General features: G+C 69.3%; 15 protein-coding genes and 1 pseudogene. 11 read left to right on the forward strand and 5 right to left on the reverse strand.

Translation table 11 applies throughout. The annotated features are described in order from the left end of the window. The 6 genes and pseudogenes from LXM94_RS05635 to LXM94_RS05660 all read left to right on the forward strand — a co-directional run. Window positions 1-404: pseudogene (locus LXM94_RS05635) on the forward strand (urocanate hydratase); the annotation flags it as partial. Window positions 405-406: 2 nt separating this feature from the next. Next, complete coding sequence (locus LXM94_RS05640) at window positions 407-985, forward strand: HutD/Ves family protein (protein WP_235770182.1); 579 nt, start codon at window positions 407-409, stop codon at window positions 983-985. Window positions 986-1,068: 83 nt separating this feature from the next. Beyond that, entirely contained in the window at window positions 1,069-2,055 is a 987-nt protein-coding gene (locus tag LXM94_RS05645; RefSeq protein ID WP_235770183.1) for an aldo/keto reductase, read from the forward strand. Window positions 2,056-2,196: 141 nt separating this feature from the next. Continuing rightward, window positions 2,197-2,973 carry an ABC transporter substrate-binding protein gene (locus tag LXM94_RS05650; protein WP_235770184.1) on the forward strand — a complete coding sequence of 259 codons (777 nt, stop codon included), beginning with the start codon at window positions 2,197-2,199 and terminating at the stop codon, window positions 2,971-2,973. An 87-nt stretch (window positions 2,974-3,060) separates the two neighbouring features. Beyond that, window positions 3,061-4,017, forward strand: a complete 957-nt coding sequence (locus LXM94_RS05655) for a LysR family transcriptional regulator (RefSeq protein WP_235770185.1) — start codon at window positions 3,061-3,063, stop codon at window positions 4,015-4,017. A gap of 83 nt (window positions 4,018-4,100) precedes the next feature. Next, window positions 4,101-5,225 carry an NAD(P)/FAD-dependent oxidoreductase gene (locus LXM94_RS05660; protein ID WP_235770186.1) on the forward strand — a complete coding sequence of 375 codons (1,125 nt, stop codon included), beginning with the start codon at window positions 4,101-4,103 and terminating at the stop codon, window positions 5,223-5,225. 53 nt (window positions 5,226-5,278) lie between these two features. On the opposite strand, the gene secD is transcribed toward LXM94_RS05660, so the two are convergent. Both secD and LXM94_RS05670 read right to left on the reverse strand, forming a co-directional pair. After that, window positions 5,279-7,834 (reverse strand): protein translocase subunit SecD, encoded by a 2,556-nt coding sequence (secD, locus tag LXM94_RS05665; protein WP_235770187.1) that lies wholly within the window; start codon window positions 7,832-7,834, stop codon window positions 5,279-5,281. Between the two features lie 104 nt (window positions 7,835-7,938). Beyond that, the gene (locus tag LXM94_RS05670; RefSeq protein ID WP_235770188.1) at window positions 7,939-8,415 is read right to left on the reverse strand and encodes a hypothetical protein; all 477 of its coding nucleotides are present in this window, start codon (window positions 8,413-8,415) and stop codon (window positions 7,939-7,941) included. 274 nt (window positions 8,416-8,689) lie between these two features. On the opposite strand from LXM94_RS05670, the gene LXM94_RS05675 reads away from it, so the two are divergent. Further along, window positions 8,690-9,331 carry an exopolysaccharide biosynthesis protein gene (locus LXM94_RS05675; RefSeq protein WP_408015589.1) on the forward strand — a complete coding sequence of 214 codons (642 nt, stop codon included), beginning with the start codon at window positions 8,690-8,692 and terminating at the stop codon, window positions 9,329-9,331. A gap of 19 nt (window positions 9,332-9,350) precedes the next feature. Here LXM94_RS05675 and LXM94_RS05680 read toward each other — a convergent pair whose 3' ends face one another. Both LXM94_RS05680 and LXM94_RS05685 read right to left on the reverse strand, forming a co-directional pair. After that, window positions 9,351-12,809 carry an AAA family ATPase gene (locus tag LXM94_RS05680; protein WP_235770190.1) on the reverse strand — a complete coding sequence of 1,153 codons (3,459 nt, stop codon included), beginning with the start codon at window positions 12,807-12,809 and terminating at the stop codon, window positions 9,351-9,353. Beyond that, window positions 12,809-14,089 carry a DNA repair exonuclease gene (locus tag LXM94_RS05685; RefSeq protein ID WP_235770191.1) on the reverse strand — a complete coding sequence of 427 codons (1,281 nt, stop codon included), beginning with the start codon at window positions 14,087-14,089 and terminating at the stop codon, window positions 12,809-12,811. Before LXM94_RS05685 ends, LXM94_RS05680 begins: the two co-directional genes overlap by 1 nt. A gap of 202 nt (window positions 14,090-14,291) precedes the next feature. On the opposite strand from LXM94_RS05685, the gene LXM94_RS05690 reads away from it, so the two are divergent. The 4 genes from LXM94_RS05690 to LXM94_RS05705 all read left to right on the forward strand — a co-directional run bounded on the left by LXM94_RS05690 (window position 14,292) and on the right by LXM94_RS05705 (window position 17,421). Beyond that, window positions 14,292-15,008 (forward strand): response regulator, encoded by a 717-nt coding sequence (locus LXM94_RS05690; protein WP_235770192.1) that lies wholly within the window; start codon window positions 14,292-14,294, stop codon window positions 15,006-15,008. A gap of 2 nt (window positions 15,009-15,010) precedes the next feature. Next, window positions 15,011-16,270, forward strand: a complete 1,260-nt coding sequence (locus tag LXM94_RS05695) for an ATP-binding protein (protein WP_235770193.1) — start codon at window positions 15,011-15,013, stop codon at window positions 16,268-16,270. Window positions 16,271-16,386: 116 nt separating this feature from the next. After that, entirely contained in the window at window positions 16,387-16,845 is a 459-nt protein-coding gene (locus tag LXM94_RS05700) for a GNAT family N-acetyltransferase (RefSeq protein ID WP_235770194.1), read from the forward strand. A 90-nt stretch (window positions 16,846-16,935) separates the two neighbouring features. Further along, window positions 16,936-17,421: a MarR family winged helix-turn-helix transcriptional regulator gene (locus tag LXM94_RS05705; protein ID WP_235770195.1), complete on the forward strand. Its 486-nt coding sequence runs from the start codon at window positions 16,936-16,938 to the stop codon at window positions 17,419-17,421. A gap of 84 nt (window positions 17,422-17,505) precedes the next feature. On the opposite strand, the gene LXM94_RS05710 is transcribed toward LXM94_RS05705, so the two are convergent. After that, the gene (locus LXM94_RS05710) at window positions 17,506-19,698 is read right to left on the reverse strand and encodes an esterase-like activity of phytase family protein (protein ID WP_235770196.1); all 2,193 of its coding nucleotides are present in this window, start codon (window positions 19,696-19,698) and stop codon (window positions 17,506-17,508) included. Window positions 19,699-19,712 lie beyond the last annotated feature (14 nt).

The raw sequence follows: 19,712 nt of genomic DNA on the forward strand, positions 1-19,712 counted from the left end.
TCAACGAGATGGTCAGGAACGGCGAGTTGAAGGCCCCGGTCGTCATCGGCCGCGACCACCTCGATTCCGGCTCCGTCGCCTCGCCGAACCGCGAGACAGAAGCGATGAAGGACGGGTCCGACGCCGTCTCCGACTGGCCGCTGCTGAACGCCCTGCTCAACACCGCATCGGGTGCCACCTGGGTGTCGCTGCACCATGGCGGCGGCGTTGGCATGGGCTTCTCGCAGCATTCGGGCGTCGTCATCTGCTGCGACGGTTCGGATGACGCCGCCGAGCGTGTCGGCCGGGTGCTGTGGAACGACCCGGCGACCGGCGTCATGCGCCACGCCGACGCCGGCTACGACATCGCGATCGACTGCGCCAGGGACAAGGGCCTCAGGCTCCCCGGCATCCTCGGCAACTGAGGATGCGGCTCCTCCGCTCCACAGATCATCGCCGCATGCCCTGGAAAAACGGCGGCGGCGAGACGGTCGAGATCGCCGTCTTTCCAGAAGGCGCCGGCCTTTCGGATTTCGGCTGGCGGATCAGCATGGCGACGGTTGCGAGCGACGGCCCGTTCTCGGTCTTTCCCGGCATCGACCGCACGCTCGCGGTGCTGTCGGGCAACGGCATGGAACTTTCGATCGAGGGGATCGGTAAGCGACTGCTGACGCCGGAAAGCGCGCCGCTCGCCTTTCCCGCCGATGCGCCGACCACGGCCCGCCTCACGGGCGGGCCGATCACCGACCTCAACGTCATGACGCGCCGCGGCGTCCATGTGCACCGGCTGTCGCGGTTCGCCGCCAAGGGATCCCCCCTGCCGCTGCCCGATGCGTCCGGATCGAGGCTTCTGCTCGCGCTCGATCCGCTCGGCGTTGCAACGGGCGACGGGCTCGTCGGCATGCATCCTTTCGATGCCCTGCTGCTCGACGGCGCGGGCACCGCGGAGGTCGTCCCGGCTGGCGATGATGCCGTGTTCTTCCTGGCCGAGATCGTTTCCGTCTGAGCGGCCGCCGCGGAGAAATTCTTGTCCGCCCTCGCGCGGAGTGCTACGCCCGCGCCACGAGGCAGACAGACGGAGGATTTCCCATGAGACACCGCAAGTTCGGCCGCACCGGCTTCACGACGACCGACATCGGCTTCGGCGCCTGGCAGATCGGCGGCGCCTGGGGCGATGTCAGCGAGGCGGACGGGCGCGCCGCCCTCCACGCCGCGCTCGACGCGGGCATGACCTTCATCGACACGGCCGACGTCTATGGCGACGGGCGCTCGGAGAAAATCATCGCCGAGGTGCTGAAGGAACGCGGCGGCAACCGGCCGATGGTGGCGACCAAGGCGGGCCGCCGGCTCTCGCCGCATGTCGCGGACGGCTACACCGGGGCCAATCTCGAAGCTTTCGTCGACCGCAGCCTCAAGAACCTCGGCGTCGACTGCCTCGACCTCGTCCAGCTTCATTGCCCGCCGACCGAGGTCTACTACCGGCCGGAGGTCTTCCAGGCGATGGACGACCTGAAGGCGGCGGGCAAGATCGCGCATTTCGGCGTCAGCGTCGAGAAGGTCGAGGAGGCGCTGAAGGCGATCGAGTTCCCGCATGTCGTCAGCGTCCAGATCATCTACAACATGTTCCGCCAGCGCCCGGCGCAGCTCTTCTTCAGGGAAGCGGCGCGGCACAACGTTGCGGTCATCGCCCGCGTACCGCTCGCCAGCGGCCTGCTCTCCGGCAAGATCACGCGCGAGACGGCCTTCGCCGCCGACGACCACCGCAGCTTCAACCGCCACGGCGAGGCTTTCGACGTCGGCGAGACCTTTGCCGGCGTGCCCTTCGAGACGGGCCTTGCCGCCGTCGAGGAGATCCGCGCCCTCGTGCCGGCGGGGCAGAGCATGGTGGCCTTCGCGCTCCGCTGGATCCTCATGCAGGACGCCGTCAGCGTCGTCATTCCCGGCGCCCGCAACGCCGCGCAGGCCAAGGCGAATGCCGTCGCAGCCTCGCTTCCCGCCATCCCGGAAGACGTGATGGAGGCGACGCGGGAAATCTACTACCGCCTGATCGCGCCGCACGTGCACCAGCGCTGGTAGCGGCTCCCGACGCAGGGCCGCCGTTGATCCGGCCGTCCTGCGCATCAATCCGGGCAATGTCGGCTATCAGGCCTATCTATTTCGTTTATGCCGCTCGCGGCAGTACGGTTCCCCATCCACAACGAAAACGGGGAACCTTCCATGAAAACGAAACTCGTCGCGCTGGCGCTTGCCGCCGGGACGCTGCTGTCGCTGCCGGCCATGGCCGAAAGCCTGACGATCGGCACGGAGGGCGCCTACCCGCCCTTCAACTTCCAGGACACGGCCGGCAACCTCGCCGGCTTCGACGTCGAGATCGGCCTTGCGCTCTGCGCCCGGATGAAGGTCGAGTGCGCGGTCGTCGCGCAGGACTGGGACGGCATCATCCCCGGCCTGCAGGCGAAGAAATACGACATGATCATCGCCTCGATGTTCATCACCGAGGAACGCAAGAAGCAGGTCTCCTTCACCGACCCCTACTATCTCGCCGCCATGACGCATGCCGCCGCCAAGGGTGCCGGCATCACGGATTTCACCAACGAGGGCATGAAGGGCAAGGCGATCGGCGCGCAGTCCGGCACGACGCAGGCCGACTATGTCGCCGCCGTCTACCCCGACGCCGACATCAAGCTCTATCCGACGCAGGACGAGGTGAACCTCGACATGGCGAACGGCCGGCTCGACCTGCAGGTCGGCGACATGATCCCGCTGCTTGACTGGGTCACCAAGAACGACGACGGCAAGGCCTGCTGCGAACTGATCGGCGAGCCGATCACCGATCCCAAATTCGTCGGCGACGGCGTCGGCATCGCCGTTCGCCAGGAGGACAACGACCTGCGCGAGAAGCTGAACGCGGCGCTCAAGGAGATCCGCGCCGACGGCACCTACCAGAAGATCAACGACAAGTACTTCACCATCGACATCTATACGATGAAGTGAGGCCGACGGACTGCCTTTGCCGGGGCCGGTGCGCGCGATCCGCGCACCGGCCTTGCCATTGGCGCCTTTGCCGTCCTAGCTAGCGCCATGCCGCTCAACCGCCTCGAACGCTTCGCGCACAATCTCGACTGGAACCTGCTGCGGACCTTCGTGGTCGTCGTCGAGGAAGGCAGCATCACGCGCGCCGCCGACCGGCTGCTGCTGCAGCAGCCCGCCGTGAGCATGGCGCTCAAGCGCCTTGAGCAGACCGTCGGGCATCGGCTGATCGACCGCCGGCCGGGCCGCTTCGAACTGACGGAGGCGGGCGAGCGGCTGCATGCGCATTGCCGCGACATCTTCACCGCGGTCGTCCGCCTTCCGGAAGCCATGGAGACCTCCGGCGAGGACGTCACGGGCCACATCACGATCCATACGGTCAGCCACGCGATCAACCCCGAATGGGACCGGGCGCTCGCCGCCTTCTTCCGGCTCTATCCGAAGGTCACCGCCGGCGTGCGCGTCGAGACGACGTCGGACGTCATCCGCTCGGTCGAGCGCGGCATCGCGACGATCGGCATCTCGGACGGCATCATCCCGAGGACACTGGAGAAGGTGCCGTTCTGCCGGGAGAGCTACGCGCTGTACTGCGGCCGCGGCCACCGCCTCTTCGGCGTCGCGGGTGCGACCGTCGAGGACCTGCACGGCGAACCCTATGTCAGCTTCCTGTCCGACGTGCTCGGCGGGACGCACATGGGACCGGTCACCGCCGTGCTCGCCATCGGCTCCTTCGGCCAGCAGGTCCGCGCGCTCGCCTTCAATGTCGAGGAGGTCATGCGGCTCGTCGTCGCCAATGCCGGGATCGGCATGCTGCCGCAGCATCTGACCGGGACGGCCGTCGGGCGGGGCGAGCTGTGGCAGCTCCCGCCCTATGCCCCCCTGCCGATGGTCGAGACCTTCCGGATCACCAACCCCGCCGCGGCGCTCAACTCCGCCGAGCGCGCCTTCCTCGCCCATGTGGCCGGCGTGCCGCTCTGGGTGCATGCCGAGCAGCATCACTCCGATTGATACCGACTTTCACACCTATAAATTTGAGAAGGGGTCGACCTTCGCCTAGAGCTTGCCGGACAACGGCATTCGGCGGGACGACCATGACAAGCTACGACATCGCGATCATCGGCGGCGGCATCGCGGGCGCGTCGCTCGCCTGTTTCCTCGCGCCGCAGCGCTCCGTCCTGCTGATCGAGCGGGAAACGGCGCCCGGCTATCACAGCACCGGCCGCTCCGCCGCCGAATTCACGCTGCGCGACAACGCCCCTGCGGTCAACGCGCTGGCCCGCGCCAGCCACGGCTTCATGATGACGCCGCCGGACGGCTTCGCCGAAAGCCCGCTGCTCGCCCGCCGCGGCGCAGTCCTCGTCGGCACCGCCGGCCAGGAGGCGAAGGTCGAGGCAGCCTACCGCCGCGCCGATGCGGCGGGTGCCGCCGTGCTGCGGCTGACGACGGAGCAGGCGCTCGCCCGTGTCCCCTTCCTCGACCCCGACTATCTCGCCGCCGCCTGTTTCGATCCGGACTACTGGGACATCGACGTCGACCAGCTTCTCCAGGGCTATCTGCGCGGCGCGCGGCGTCACGGCGCGACCGTCACGAGCGGCGCGGAGCTCTGCGGGGCCCGGCATGACGGCCGCCGCTGGACGCTGGAGACGACGGCCGGCGCCTTTGCGGCCGCGACGATGGTGAACGCGGCGGGCGCATGGGCGGACGCCGTCGCGGCAGCGGCCGGCGTTCAGCCCCTCGGCATCGTGCCGCACCGGCGCACGGCGATCACCGTCGACCTGCCGAACGGCACCGACGCCGCCGCTCTGCCGGAGGTCAGCGATATCGCGGACCGGTTCTATTTCAAGCCGGATGCCGGGCGGCTCCTCGTGTCGCCCGCCGACGAGACGCCGTGCGAGGCGGGCGACGCCCAGCCGGAGGAGCTCGACGTCGCCTATGCGGCCCACTATCTCGAGGAGGCGACGACACTCGAGGTCCGGCGCATCGCGAGCAGCTGGGCCGGCCTGCGCTCCTTCGCACCGGACCGCCTGCCGGTCGTCGGGCCGGCGCGCGACCACCCGGCCTTCTTCTGGCTTGCCGGTCAGGGTGGCTCCGGCATCCTCACCTCGCCGGCGCTCGGCCAGCTTGCCGCCGCGCTGCTGGCGGGCGGGCCGCTGCCTGCCGCGCTCCTGCGCGAGGGCGTTGAGCCCGGCGCCTTCTCGCCCGCCCGCCTTATCTGAATCGAAACGGGCGCCGAAGCGCCCGTCCGTCCGTCGGTCTGTGGATCGTGCGGCTACTTTGCGTCCGTCGTCGCGGCTTCGCCGGCGGCGACCGCGGCGCCCGGCTGCCGCGTGCCCTCGCGGTCCGTCCACCAGCGGCTGAGGAAGAGCAGGATCGGCCCGCCGATATAGATCGACGAGGTGGTCGCGACGATGACGCCGAAGATCATCGGCCAGGCGAAGCTCCGCACCGCATCGCCGCCCCAGATCGCCATCGGCACCAGCGACAGGGCCGTCGCCATCGACGTGAAGATGCATCGCGCCAGCACCTGGTTGATCGACATGTCGATCAGCTCCGAGAAGGGCATCGACTTGTAGCGCCTGAGGTTTTCGCGCATGCGGTCGTAGACCACCACCTTGTCGTTGACCGAGTAGCCGATCATCGTCAGCACGGCGGCAATCGCCGTCAGGTTGAAGTCGACGCCGGTGAGCGCGAAGAAGCCGATCGTCTTGGTGATGTCGAGCAGCAGCACCGCGATGGCGCCGACGGCGAAGTGCCATTCGAACCGCCACCAGATGTAGAGCAGGATCGCCATCATCGCCAGCGCGACGGCAAGGAAGCCGGAACGCGCGAGCTCCGCGCTGACGGTCGGGCCCACCACTTCCGTCCGTTCGATGCTCGAGTCCGGCACGGCCGTGGCCACCTGGTCGCGGACCTTGGCGAGCGCCGCCGTCTGTTCCTGTTCGCCGCCCGGCTGGCGCTGGACGCGGATCAGGACGGACGTGCCCTGGCCGAATTCCTGGAGCGCGACCTCGCCGAGGTCCAGCCCTTCGAGCTGCTCGCGCAGGTGGGCAATGTCGATCGGCGTCTTGGAGGTCGCCTCGACCTGGATGCCGCCGACGAAGTCGATGCCGTAGTTGAGGCCCGGCGTGAGGAACAGCACCACCGACGAGATCGACAGGAAGGCCGACATGCCGATGGCGACGAAGCGGCCGCGCATGAAGGAGAAGCTCGGGATCTTCGGCACGCGGCCGAAGAGCGACGGGATGTCGAGCGTCTTCATCTTCCGGCGCACCACGACCTCGCGCATCAGCAGGCGCACGACGGTGATCGACGTGAACATCGAGATGACGATGCCGAGCATCATGGTGACGGCGAAGCCGCGCACCGGGCCGGAACCGAACCAGAAGAGCAGCAGCGTGCCCGAGAGCGTGGTGACGTTCGAATCGAGGATCGTCGCGTAGGCCTTGTTGAAGCCGATATCGAGCGCCTTCATCGCCCCGGCGCCCGCCTGCGTCTCCTCGCGTATGCGGGCGTTGATGAGGATGTTGGCGTCGACCGCCATGCCGATGCCGAGGATGATGCCGGCGATGCCGGGCAGCGTCAGCGTCGAGCCGAGAAGGCCGAGCACGCCGATCGTCATGATCGTGTGCAGGACGAGGCCGACATTGGCGATCATGCCCCAGGCGCCGTAGAGCACGACCATCAGCGCCACGACGAGCGCGAAGCCGGCGAGACCCGTGTAGAGCCCCATGCGGATCGAGTCGCTGCCGAGGTTCGGGCCGACGCTGCGCTCCTCGATGATGGTCAGCGGCGCGGGCAGTGCGCCGGAGCGCAGCAGCGCCGAGAGCACGGTCGCCTCCTGCGGCGTGAAGTTGCCGCTGATCTGGCCGGAACCGCCGATGATCGGCTCGCGGATGACCGGCGCCGTCAGCACCTTGCCGTCAAGCACGATGGCGAAGGGCCGGCCGACATTCGCCCGGGTGATGTCCGCGAACTGGCGCGCGCCGGTCGTATCGAAGGTGAAGGAGACGATCGGTTCGTTGGTGCGCTGGTCGAAGCCCGCCTTGGCGTCGGCCAGCCGGTCGCCCGAGATCTCGACGCGGTCCTCGACCGGATACTTGTTGCCGTCATTGGCACCGGGCAGGATCGTCACGCCGCGCGGCGCGATGCCGTTCGGGTCGACGGTCTGGTCGAGCATGTGAAAGCTCATCTGCGCGGTCGAGCCGAGCAGCTGGCGCAGCCGCGTCGGGTCCTGCAGGCCCGGAAGCTGGACGAGGATGCGGTCGCCGCCGACGCGCTGGATCAGCGGCTCGGCGACGCCGACCTGGTCGACGCGGCGCCGGATGACCTCGAGGCTCTGCTCGACGGCCGCGTTCATGCGTTCCTGCAGCCCGGCTTCCGTCAGCGCGACCGTGATCACGGTCCCCTCGGTCGAGACGTCGAGGTCCGGCTGGCCGCTGCCGAAGCCGAGCGAGAGGCCGGTCGGCGCCACGAGGTTGCGGATGTCCGGCAGGACCTTGTCCATCGCCTCCTGGTCGGGCAGCGATATGACGAGCTGGTCGCCATTGGCGCGGACGGCGGAGCTGCGCTGCCCGTCCTGGCGCAGGATGCCACGGATGTCGTTGAGGGCAACGTCGATGCGCGCCTTGCGCAGCGCCTCCGCGTCCACCTCGAGCACGAGATGCGAGCCGCCGCGAAGGTCGAGGCCGAGCGTCACCGGATTGGCCGGCAGGAAACGCCCGTAGCTCTGCAGCACGGATGACGGCAGGATGTTCGGCACGGCCGTCAGGACGCCGAAGAAAATGATGATGAGATAGGCCGCGAGCGACCATTTGGAAATGCGCATGGTGTGAACCACCCTGATAATGACGGGCGCGTCCCGCAAAAGACGACGCTGCCCGGTGATATGCATGGAACGGAAGTCAGGCCGGAAACATTCGGCGGACCGGCTCAGCCGAGACGGGCGGGCGGCGCCCTGCCGTCGAAATGGCGGACGGCCGGGGTCTGCGGATAGCGGGCCTTCAGGCGGACATCGTCCTCCTCATCCGCCGTGGCGAAGACAACACCGACGTCCGAGGGCGGAAGGAAGGGCTTGGCACCGGCATCGCCGCCGGCCGCCTGGGCGGCCTTGACGACGCGCCGCTCGGCGGCGGTTCCGGCGGGCAGCGAGGCCTCGCCGCGCGGCACCTGTCCGCCGGCGGTCAGCGGCCCGCCGCGCTTGGCGCGGGCGATCGACTGGCGGCCGCCGTCGGCCGCCTGCTCCGCCGGCTGCGAGCGCGCGGCGGCGAGCGGCGAGCCCGCAGGCGCGCCGCCGGCGCCGACGAGCGACAGCAGGAAGGCGAAAACGACGAACACGAATCCGAGGCCGCCCGCGGCCTGGAGCCGGCGCCGCCGCATCGTCCCGTCATTTGTCGTCTGCCGGTTCATGCCCTGCCCGTGGCCGGAGGCCGTTGTCTCGCGGAGCGTAAGACCACCGCTGCCGCATGCTGTCAAGCCCGCCGCCGGTGCGCCTGTCCGACGCTAGACGACAAAGCGGGCCGGAACACGGCGCAACCGGCATGCCTGTCCCGCACGAGGCGCCCGGGCCGCCTTCGGCCTGGCACACGTTACAATTTGGTCACGCGGACGGGCTACGGTGCGGCAGGGCGAACGAGGACGGAGCGACCTGTTGACGGCGGATGTGAATGGCGACGACAAGCAAATCGGCTATGACGCGGCGGCGAACGGGCGGCGGCGCGAGCCGCGGCGCCGGTTCTCCGAAATCCTCGCGATGCTGGCGGCCGACGAAAAGCGCGACCGGATCTCCGTCGCCGATCTCTTCACCGCCATGGGCGACCGCACCTTCGGCGCGTTGATGCTGATCTTCGCCGTGCCGAATCTCGTCCCGACACCACCCGGCACCTCAGCGATCCTCGGCGCGCCGCTGATCTTCCTCGCGGCGCAGATGATGCTCGGAAAGTCGCCCTGGCTGCCCGACGTCATCGCGCGGCGATCGATGACCAGGTCCGATTTCTCGGCGGTCACGGAGCGGGCGGCGCCCTGGATCGCGCGCGCCGAACGCATGCTGCAGCCGCGCCTTTCACTGCTGACCTATCCGCCGGCGGAAAATATCATCGGCGGGCTCTGTCTCGTGCTGGCGATCATTCTCTTCCTGCCGCTGCCGCTCGGCAACATCCTGCCGGCGCTCGCCATCTGCCTCTTCGCCTTCGGCATGCTGGAGCGGGACGGCGTCTGGGTGCTCGCCGGCGGCCTCGTCTTTGTGGCCTCGGTCGTCGTGATCGGCGGCGTGCTCGTCGCGGGCTTCATGGCCACCATGCACATCCTGCAGCAGGCCTTCGCCTGACGCCCTCGGCGCTTCGCCGTCACAGTTCGTGGATCGTCACGGACGGGCAGGCCGCGCGCGCGATGTCGCAGAGATGCTGGTGGTGGGTGAGGTAGATCACCTGCCCTGCCCGCGACATCTCCGCCATCAGCCTCAGCGCGTTCAGCGACCGTCCGTCGTCGAAGGTCTCCATGATGTCGTCGGCGATGAAGGGCAGCGTCTCGCGCGTCGCGGCGATCTCGTGGTAGCCGGCGACGCGCAGCGCCAGATAGAGCTGGAAACGCGTGCCCTTGGACAGTTCCCGCGCGAGCTTCGAGCCGCCGGCCGCCGCGACGGCGATCAGCAGTTCCTGGTCCTTCTCCATCACCGTCGAGAGGCCGGAATATTCGCCGCCGCTGATGACCCGGAACGCGTCGGAGGCCCGGCGCATCATGTCGCTGCGATGGCGGTCGCGGTAGAGCCGCAGCGCCGTCTCGGCGGCTAGGATGCCGGCGCGCAGCGACAGGTGGCGCCAGGCGCGCTCGGCCGTTTCGACGACGAGCGTGCGGCGCCGCTCCTCGATCGCCGCGACCGTGCCGTCGCCGCCGATGCGGGCAATCGTGTCGAAGAGCGTCATGCGGGTGGCATGCAGGTCGCGCAATTCCGCGTCCTCGGCCTCGAAGGCCGTGGCGAGCCGGGCCCGTTCGAGCTGGAGGCCGGCCTCGTCGGTCGCCGCGAGCCGCGCCTCGGCCTCCTCGACGGTCGCCGTCGCAAGCTGCCGGGTCAGGTCGAGCGCCGTCTCGTCCACCCGCTGGCGGAGCGTTTCCCGGCGTGCGAATTCGCCGAGCCGCGCCGCCGCCTCGTCGAGCGTCGCGACGCCGAGCGCGGCGAGGATGCGCGCCGCATCGGCCCGGTGGGTGCGCTGCCGTTCGTCGAGCCGCGCGCGCTCCTCTTCCAGCGTCGCGACGTCGGCGGCAAGCGCGGCCTGCCGCCGCCGCTCGTCGCGGGCCTGCTGCAGGCGGCCGACGATCGTCTGGAAGGCCCGCAGCGGGTCCGTACCGTCGTCATCGAGGCCGAGCCGGTCCACGAGATGGCGCACCTGCTCGGCATAGGCCGCCCGGTCGCGCCGCATGGCCTCGATCCGGTGATCCAGCTCGCGCGTGCTTTCGAGCCGCCGCGCCAGATCCTGCAGCGGCACGACGAGACGGGCGACCGCCTCCGGCGCGCGGCAGTCGCCGAGCCACGTTCCCGCAAGAAGCGCCGTCCAGTCTTCCGTCCATCGCGCGAGCTCTGCCGACGCCTGCCGGTGCGCGGCCTCGCGCTGCTCGACCGCCTCGCGCGCATCGCGCAGCGCCTCGGCGGCGGCCCGGGCGCGCGCGGCCATGTCCTTGAGCGCGGCCAACCGGTCCTCGGCGACGAGGAACAGTTCCTCGAGCGCCGCTGCGGTTGCCGACACGGGCTCGCCGCCGAGCAGCGTTGCGAGGCGGCGCGAAACCGTATCCGCCTCGGCGCGCAGCACCGCGAGCTCCGCCCGACAGCGGTCGAGCACCGCCGCCGCCTCCGCCGCCGCCTGACGCCGGCGTAACCAGTCCTCCAGCCCGTCGATATCCGGCGCCTCCGGCAGGCCGAGCGCGGCCGCGGCCCGCATGATCTCGCCGTCGACGGCCACCCGCTCCGCCGCGATCGCGGCCGCCTCGTCCGGCAGCACCGAAAGCCGCGCCTCGGCCTCGGCCAGTGCCCGCGCCGCGGCCCGCATGTCGGAGAGCCGCCCGGCTTCGGCGAGCCGTCGCGCGGCGGCCGCGTCGTCGGCGGCGAGCGCCGCCTCGAAGGTCGCCGCCGTCTCCTCGCCGAGCGCCTGCCGGTGCCGTCGCCAGGCGGCATCGCGTGCCTCGCGCAGGTGCCGCGCCTCGGCGTCCGGCATGACGTCCGACTCCGCGCGGATGCCGTCGAGCCGTGCCGCCTGCGCCGCCCGCTCCGCGGCGAGCGCAGCCCGTGTCTCGGCGAACCGCCGCTCCCGCTCGGCAAGCGCCTCGCGCCGACGCCGCCAGGCCGACAGCGTGTCGGCGGCCGGCACCGGCCGGCCGGAAAGCTGCGCCGGGTCTCCCGTCCACGGGGCCAGATTTTCGGCGAGCGGCCGGAGCGTCGCCTGAGCCTGTGCGACGAGCCTCTCGGCATCGCGGAGGCGGCTCACCAGCCCGCCGGCCCGCGCGGCGCGCAGCGCGGCCGACAGGTCGTCCGCCACCGGCATCGCCGCGGGTTCGCCGAACCGCTTCGCCCCGTCGTCCGCCTTGCCGAGCAGCCGGGCCGCCTCCGCCGCCTCGCGCTCGGCCGCCGCCGTCTTCTCCCGCAGGCCCGACCAGCGCGCCGCAGCGGCAGACAGCGCCTCGATGATGGCGGCCGGCAGCACGAGGGTCGCGGGGTCCGCTCCCGCCGGCGCATCGAGCGCGCGCAGGGCCGCGGCAACCTCCGCCTCGCCGCGCGTCCGGTCGGCCTCGCGTGCGGCAAGATCCATCTGCGCCGTGCGGAAGCGCGCCTCGAGCGGTGATGCCGCGACGGCTGAAATCTCGTCCTCGATGGCGAGGATGGCCGCGTCCGGCACCAGCGCGTCGCGCGCCTCGGTCTTCTGCGCCAGATCGCGGTCGAGCCGTTCCGCCCGCGCGTCGATCTCGGCCTCCTCGCGCGACAGCCGGGCCACCGCGTCGCGCCATTCGGGCGGCGGCGCGTCGCCCGCCTCGAAGGCGGCAAGCTCGGCACGCAGGCCGGCGAGGCGCCCGAGCAGCGGGATCGCGCCGATCCGCCGCTCCACCTCGTCCATCGCCGCCCGCGTGGCGGCGCGGCGCGACAGGCTTTCGGCGTAGCGCGCCTCCAGCGCCTCGCGCTCGCGCACCAGATTGCCGAAATCGCGCGCCGCGACGTCAAGCCGCCGGCGCTCGTCGGCCAGCGCCTCGATATCCGCCTTCAGCGCGGCGAGATCATGCTTGCGCGCCTGCGGCCGATAGAAGACGTCCGCCTCCGCCCGCAGCCGGTCGAGGCCCGTCGCAACGTCGGAGAGGCCGGAGCCGGCCGAAAAGAGCAGTGCGCCGAGCTCCCCCTCGCTCTTCAGGATCGCCTCGCCGCCCCGCTCGATGCTCTCGTCGTCGAGCGAGAACATCATCTGGTAGGCGGCACGATCCATGCCGCCGAGCACCGGCAGGAAGAGCGTCTCCGGCACCGGCCGGTCGTCCGGCCCGACGAGCGACCCCTGGTTGCGCTTCAGCCGGTGCACGTCGTGGGACGCGGCGCCGACGCTCAGGCTTCCGCCGACCTTCATCTGCGGATAGCCGTGCAGGAAACCGTAGGCGCTCGTGCGCTCGATGCCGAAGACGAGGTCGAGATAGGCCGAGAAGAGCGTCGACTTGCCGGCCTCGTTCGGGCCGTAGACGAGATGGAAGTCCATGCCTTCGGCCGACGGCCGGCCGAAGTCGAGCGTCCGGTCGGTAAACTTGCCGTAGCGGGAAAGATCGAGACGGTTGAGGCGCATCAGGCGTCCCCTGGCTCGGCGGCGGCGGCAAGCCGGGCCAGAACCTCGGCGCTGCCCTCCGCGCTGATCGCCGCGATGAGCGCCTGTTCGGCGGCCTCGTCGGGCGACAGCAGGTCGCGCGCCTCGCGGGGAAGCTGGCGCAGCAGGTCCGAAACGGCGGCGGCGATATCCGCACGATAGGCATGCGACGCCAGCACGTCGCGCTCGATGAGGCCGCCGAGTTCGGCGAGCGCACCGACGGCCCCCTCCCCGCCAGTTGCGGCGGGGCGCGCGACGCCGAGTTCCACCTTCTCGATCCACGTGCCCGACACGGCATCGGCGACCGCCTGCAGTTCGGCCGCGAGCAGGTCCTCGTCGCGCCGCAGCGCATAGGCGAGCGGCGTGGCGCCGGAGAGCGTCAGGCGCGCGACGAGTTCGGCGTCGCCGGCCTTGTCCTTCGCCGCCGCCAGCACCTGCCGGACGCGGGCGAGCATGTCGTCCCATTCGCCGATGCCCGGAAGATCGACCGTCAGGCGCTCGAAGACGGCGATCGCGGTCGCGCATTCGACGCAGCCCACCGAGCCGTCCTCCTCGACCGTCACGAGGCTCACCGATTTCCGCCCCGCCTCGTTGATGTCGCGCCCTTGGGGATTGCCCGGCATGACGATCACCGGCGACGCTGCGTGGTGCAGCGTGCGCTGGTGGATATGGCCGAGCGCCCAGTAGTCGAAGCCGTGCGCCACGAGGTCGGCAAGCGAACAGGGCGCGTAGACGTCATGCGACCGCGACCCGGCAAGGCTGGTGTGCAGCATGCCGATATTGACCGCGTCCTCCACCGGCCGGCGATAGGCCGGCAGCAGGCTCGCGGGCGCCTTCGGCTGGGCGAAGCTCACGCCGTGCACGACGACCGGCCGGCCGTTGCCGAGCGCGCCCGCCGTCACCGGCTTGCCGCGCCCGTCGAAGACGTGCACGTTCGGCGGCAGGGTCAGCTCGCGGGTGATCTGCGACTGGGCGTCGTGGTTGCCGCGGATGACGAAGACGCGGATGCCCGCCGCCTCCAGGCGCCGCATCTCCGAAACGAGGAACAGCGCCGTCGACATGGAGGTCTGCGAGCCGTCATAGAGATCGCCGGCGACGAGCAGGGCATCGACCTCCTCGGCGATGCAGAGATCGACGATGCGCTGGAGCACCCGCCGCGTCGCGCCGCGCACCAGATCGGCGAGCGCGCCGTTGCGCAGCGCCAGGCTGGACAGCGGCGAATCGAGATGCAGGTCTGCGGTGTGGACGAAGCGGAAGGGCATGGCGCGACCATCGCCTCCGGGCCTCTCCGGGTCAATCCGGCGGGCGAAGCGCGGCAAGGTTATGCAGCGCTTTGCGACGCCCGGCCGTCAAAGATGTAACGAAACGTTTCCGCCGCAAACCCGGTCACGATTCGAAACAATTCACCGGCGGAACCCGACCGCGACGCCGTGCCAAGACCGCAACCATTTGCTATGAAGGGCGATGGAACGCACACCGCATCTGCTCGTCGTCGACGACGATCCTGAAATCCGCCGCCTGCTTGGAAAATATCTCGACGGCCAGGGATTCCGCGTGACGCTTGCCGCCGACCGCCGCGAATGCGAAGCGCGACTCAAGGAACACCGCATCGACCTCGTCGTGCTCGACGTCATGCTGCCGGACGGCTCCGGACTCGATATCTGCCGGGCGTTGCGCAACCAGGGCGCCGACCTCGCCATCATCCTGCTCACCGCCCTCAAGGAGGACGTGGACCGTATCATCGGCCTCGAGCTCGGCGCCGACGACTATCTCGGCAAGCCCTTCAATCCGCGCGAGCTCGCGGCGCGCGCGCGCGCCGTGCTGCGCCGGGGACGGGCCGAACCCGTACGGCAGGAAACCGAAAACTACCGCTTTGCCGGCTTTGCCGTCGACACCCAGACCCGCACGGTCGTTGATCCGAACGGCCGCGAAGTGGACCTCACCGGCGGCGAGTTCGACCTGCTCGTCGCCTTCCTCGACCGCCCCGGCCGCGTGCTGTCGCGTGATTCGCTGCTCGACCTGACCCAGGGCCGCAGCGCCGAACCGTTCGACCGGTCGATCGACGTGCTGGTGAGCCGGCTGCGCCGCAAGCTCGGCGACGGCGGCGTCTTCCGGCTGTTCAAGACGGTCAGGAACGGCGGCTACCAGCTTTCGGTCCCGGTGGAGAAAGTGGCGGTATAGCCGTGCGGTCCCTCACAACACGCTTCGCCATCCTGCTGATCGCGGCGATCAGCGGCGTCATCATCCTCTCCGCGGTGGTGACGACGTTTATCGCGCGGCGGCCCGGCGACAACCAGTTCGGCCAGGCCATGGTGGAGAAGGCGCTGCTGGCGCTCGATCTCTCCAAGGGCGACGCCGCCATCGCGCGCGCGGCCGGCATGGAGATCGGTCCGGCGCCCGCCGCCGCGACGATCGACCCGCCGATGACGGAACGGCTCAGCGAACTGCTCGCCGAAGTCCGGCCGGGCGCGCAACTGGCGGTCTTCGAGACCAGCGACCACCGGCAGTCGACGCTCGCCGTGAGACTCAATGCGACGGACTGGGCCTATCTGTCCTTCCCCCGACGCCCACGCTTTCCCTTCTTCTCGCTGGCGCTCTACCTGACCTTCGTGGCTTCCGGCGTCGCGGGCGTCGCGATCCTCGCCGCCAAGCGCATGACGCAGCCCTTCCGCATGGTCGAACGCACGATTCTCTCGATCGGGCCCGATGGCGTGATCCCGCCGATCGAGGAAACCGGACCGCAGGAGGTGCGCGTCACGGCACGCGCGATGAACCGGCTCTCCGGCCGGCTCAACGCCGCCGTCGAAAGCCGCATGCGTCTCATCGCGGCCGCCGGCCACGACCTGCGCACGCCCATGACCCGCATGCGGCTGCGCGCCGAGTTCTTCGAGGACGACGCGGAGCGCGAGGCCTGGCTGAAGGACATCGACGAACTCGACCGCATCGCCGACAGCGCGATCCGGCTCGTGCGCGAGGAAGTGAGCGCGGACTCGCGCCAGCCGCTGCGGCTCGACCGCCTTGTCGAGGAGACGGCACGAGAGCTGCGCGACATCGGCCTCGACGTTTCGGTTGCCTCCGCCCGCACGGTGACCGTCGACGCCATGCCGCTCGCCGTCAAACGCGCGCTGCGCAACCTCGCGACCAACGCGGCGATCCATGGCGGCGCCGGCCGCATCAGCGTCACGAGCGAGGGCGACACAGCCGTCGTGGAGATCGTCGACGATGGTCCCGGCATCCCCGACGCCCTTATGCCCCGCGTCTTCGAACCGTTCTTCCGGGTCGACGAGGGGCGGCGCAAGTTCCATCCGGGCGCCGGCCTCGGCCTCGCCATCGCGCGCGAGATCATCACGAACAATGGTGGCGAGCTGACGCTTGCCAACCGTCCGGAAGGCGGGCTTCGCCAGCGCATGACGCTGCCGCTCGAGGCAGCGCCGCCAAAGTAGCCGACCAACGCGCGTGCGTGCGTCCGCTTGCAAAAATCGATCGCCAACGCTAGCACCGGCGGAAATCGAGCGGCGGTGGCTGTCCCCGGCCCGATTCCCAGAGCCGGAAGCGACCAGTGGAATATACGATCCGTTTCGAAAAGCCGACGACTGAGGACGTGCTCTTGCTGCTCGCAGAGGGCGAGGCGTATGGCGCGTCGCTCTATCCCGCCGAAAGCAACCACTTCCTGCCGCTCGACGCCGTGTGCGCCGCGAACATCCATTTTGCCGTCGCCCGAACCATGGACGGCACGGCCGTCGGAACCGGGGCGATCGCTGTTTTCGACGGTTGGGCGGAAATCAAGCGCATGTGGGTCGTTCCGTCCGCCCGCGGCGCCGGCATCTCCAAGGCCATGCTGTCGACGCTGCAGGCAACGGCGCAAACGATGGGCGCCAGTGTGCTGCGCCTCGAGACCGGGGTCCTGAACGTCGAAGCGCTCGCGCTTTACGAGCGCTTCGGCTTTGCCCGCCGCGCGCCCTTTGCCGAATATCGGCCCGATCCGCTCAGCGTCTTCATGGAAAAAGACCTGCCCTGACAGGCGCGGGCGCCGCAACCCGCCGGACATTCCGGCCCTCCCCGTCGCCCGTCTTTGACGCGGTCCCTCACTATTACTATATTGGACCTCATGAAAACGACGATCGACATCTCGCAGGGCATGTTCAAGCTCTATCACCAGGTGAGCCGGCTGCTCAACGAATGCATGATGGACGAGGGCGTGTCGCTGGCGCGCAGCAAGTTCCTGCTGCTGCTCGACTGTCAGGGTCCGCTGCGCTCGACCGATATCGCGAGTGCGCTCGGCTTTGCGCCGCGCACGGTGACGGAGGCGATCGACGGGCTGGAGCGCGACAAGCTCGTGGTGCGCGAACCGGATCCGAAGGACCGGCGCGCCAAGATCGTGTCGATCACGGCGATGGGCCGCACCGTCATCAATGCCGCCCAGCAGCCGCAGCACAAGACGATCGAGGCGATCTTCTCGGCGCTCGACGACAATCAGAAGGCACAGCTCGGCGAGATCCTCACCTGTCTCAGCCGGCGCACGGAGGAGTTGCAGCGGGCACGCAACGGCAACGGCATGGCGGAGACGGCCGGACGGCAGCACGCGGCAGAATAGCCGCCGGACAACGATAGGTTTCGAGACGAGGAAGGCCGGGGCGTCATGTCCCGGCCTTCCCGCTTTTCGATCCTCTTCGTGCGATCACATCGCGTTCATCGGACCGATGCCGAAGAACAGGGTCTCGCCGGAGGAATCGTCGACGCCGTCGTTGTCGGTCACGACATAGCCGTTGCCGGCCGCATCGATCGTGAAACCTTCGACCTTGTCGACGACATAGCCTCCGGTTGCCTTGAGGTCCGGAACGAGGTCGCGGACCTCCTCCTTCTTGACGACCGGCAGGTCGCCGCCGAGGGCAGCCGGCTTCAGGTCGGCAAGTGCCACGCGGTAGATCTTCTTCAGCTTCGCCGCCTGGCCGATGAGGTTGTCGCGCTCGACGATATAGGCATAGTCGCCGTTTGCCGTGATCTCGGAAAGACCCACCCAGCCGTCGCCCTTCGGTTCGAGCGGGTAGCGCACGGCGCCCCACTCTTCCGAGGACGGCTTGTAGGAGACGAGCTTGACGAAGCCCTTCTCGTCATCGCCCCATTCGCGCTGCACGGCCATCCAGAGCGTCATGTCGTCGCCTTCGCCGACCGTGGTGATGCCTTCGAAGCCGAAGCGCTTCTCGCCGGCGCGCAGTTCGGCGGGAATGGCGATTTCCTGCTTGATTTCGCCCTTGGCGTCCACGTGGAGGATCGCGTGGCTGTAGAGTTTGTCGGTGTTGCCTTCGGAGGCCAGCCAGTAACCACCCTCGCCGTCGAGCGCGACGCCCTCGAGGTCGAGCTTCTGGGCCGGCGCGCCGTCGCGGGTGACCCGCAGCGCGTCGGTGATCTTTGCCGGCTTCTGGCTGGCGTCGATCGTGAAGATCGTCGGCTGCGCGGCATAGACCGAGTCGTTGACGGCATAGAGCGTGCCGGGCTGGTCCTTGGAGGCAGCAAGGCCCGAAAGCGCGCCGAAGCCGATCAGCTCGCCATCCTTCTCCGACGACACGATCTGCGGATAGGCCGCCTCGCCTTCGGCGCGCTCGTAGATCATGATATGCGAGCGTGCGCCGCCGTCCTCGACGAGATCCGTCTCGTTGGCGGTCACGAAGAGGTTGCGGCTTGGAATGGCGACGGCGCCTTCCGGACCGACCCCCGACGGCAGAAGCTGCAGGAGCTGCGGCTCCGCGCCGGTGTCCTTGTAGACGCCGACGACAGACGCGCGTTCGGCGAGCACGAAGAACAGGTTGTCGTCGCCGAATTTCGCCGCTTCCATGCCTTCCGGCTCGACGCCCTTCTTGTTGCGCTTGTCGGGGTAATGGCCGATCTTCGCGATCTCGCGCTCGAAGGCGGAACCGTTTTCGTAGAGAACCTTGCCGGTCGTGTCGAGGATCGTGAAGCCGCGCGAACCGCCCTTGTAATCGCCCTCGTTGGCGATGACGAGACGGTTGTCGTCGAGCCACTTGACGGCGTCCGGCTCGCGGGGAACGTCCTTCAGATCGCCGGTGAATTTCAGCGCACCGTCCTTCTTCGTGTCGATGCCTTCGAGGCTGGTGCTGCCGGCGGAGAAGTGGGCCTTCACCCCGCCCGTCTTGCCGTCGACGATGACGATGTGGTTGTTTTCCTGCATCGTCAGGGCAATTTCGTCCTGGCTGTTGAAGGAGACGAATTCCGGCTCCGGATCGTCGCCGGCGACGTCGGCGAGGCCGGTCAGCGTGACATGCTTCAGCGAGCCGCAGTCGACGACGCCATCCTTGAGCGACAGAATGACGAGGTCGCCCGCCGGCATCTGCGGGATCTCGCCGTCGTTGACGTCCTCGTCGCGCTCGTTCTCGATGGCGATCGCGGCGATCGTCTTGTCCTTGTTGAGAGCGATCGAGTCCGGCTGGCCGCCGATGTCGCAGGTCGCGTCGATCGCCTTCGAGGCGACGTCCACCTGGACGAGAACGCCCGACGGCTTGGTGAAGCTCTCGCTGGTATTGACGGCGACCAGCGCCTTGCCGCCGGCAATGGTGACCGAGGTCGGCTCGCCGTCGAAAGACACGCTGCCGCCAGCTTTCGGAACCTTCGCGTCGGTGATGTCGATGAAGCCGATCGCCTTCAGCGGGCTGTCCGAATAGACGAGCACGTTGCCGTCTTCCGAGGCGGCGATGATCTCGGACGAGGTCGGCGTCTTGGCGTCGGTGCCCGACGGCAGGTTGTCCGCGACGGCGAAGGACGCAATACGATTGAAGACGGGATCGGCATGCGCGGTCGTCGAGACGGACGCCGCAAGCACAGCCGCCAGGGCAGCGGTCAGAGAGCGGGTTTTCATCAGATCCTCCGGGA

Source organism: Rhizobium alarense, assembly GCF_021555155.1.
GTDB lineage: Bacteria > Pseudomonadota > Alphaproteobacteria > Rhizobiales > Rhizobiaceae > Rhizobium_D > Rhizobium_D alarense.

Bases quoted from the DNA above. Each gene is read 5' to 3' on its own strand.
- LXM94_RS05710 (WP_235770196.1), bottom strand. From the start codon at position 19,698: ATGAAAACCCGCTCTCTGACCGCTGCCCTGGCGGCTGTGCTTGCGGCG.
- LXM94_RS05650 (WP_235770184.1), top strand. From the start codon at position 2,197: ATGAAAACGAAACTCGTCGCGCTGGCGCTTGCCGCCGGGACGCTGCTG.
- LXM94_RS05640 (WP_235770182.1), top strand. From the start codon at position 407: ATGCGGCTCCTCCGCTCCACAGATCATCGCCGCATGCCCTGGAAAAAC.
- LXM94_RS05670 (WP_235770188.1), bottom strand. From the start codon at position 8,415: ATGAACCGGCAGACGACAAATGACGGGACGATGCGGCGGCGCCGGCTC.
- LXM94_RS05680 (WP_235770190.1), bottom strand. From the start codon at position 12,809: ATGCGCCTCAACCGTCTCGATCTTTCCCGCTACGGCAAGTTTACCGAC.
- LXM94_RS05655 (WP_235770185.1), top strand. From the start codon at position 3,061: ATGCCGCTCAACCGCCTCGAACGCTTCGCGCACAATCTCGACTGGAAC.
- LXM94_RS05705 (WP_235770195.1), top strand. From the start codon at position 16,936: ATGAAAACGACGATCGACATCTCGCAGGGCATGTTCAAGCTCTATCAC.
- LXM94_RS05660 (WP_235770186.1), top strand. From the start codon at position 4,101: ATGACAAGCTACGACATCGCGATCATCGGCGGCGGCATCGCGGGCGCG.
- LXM94_RS05685 (WP_235770191.1), bottom strand. From the start codon at position 14,089: ATGCCCTTCCGCTTCGTCCACACCGCAGACCTGCATCTCGATTCGCCG.
- LXM94_RS05690 (WP_235770192.1), top strand. From the start codon at position 14,292: ATGGAACGCACACCGCATCTGCTCGTCGTCGACGACGATCCTGAAATC.
- secD (WP_235770187.1), bottom strand. From the start codon at position 7,834: ATGCGCATTTCCAAATGGTCGCTCGCGGCCTATCTCATCATCATTTTC.
- LXM94_RS05645 (WP_235770183.1), top strand. From the start codon at position 1,069: ATGAGACACCGCAAGTTCGGCCGCACCGGCTTCACGACGACCGACATC.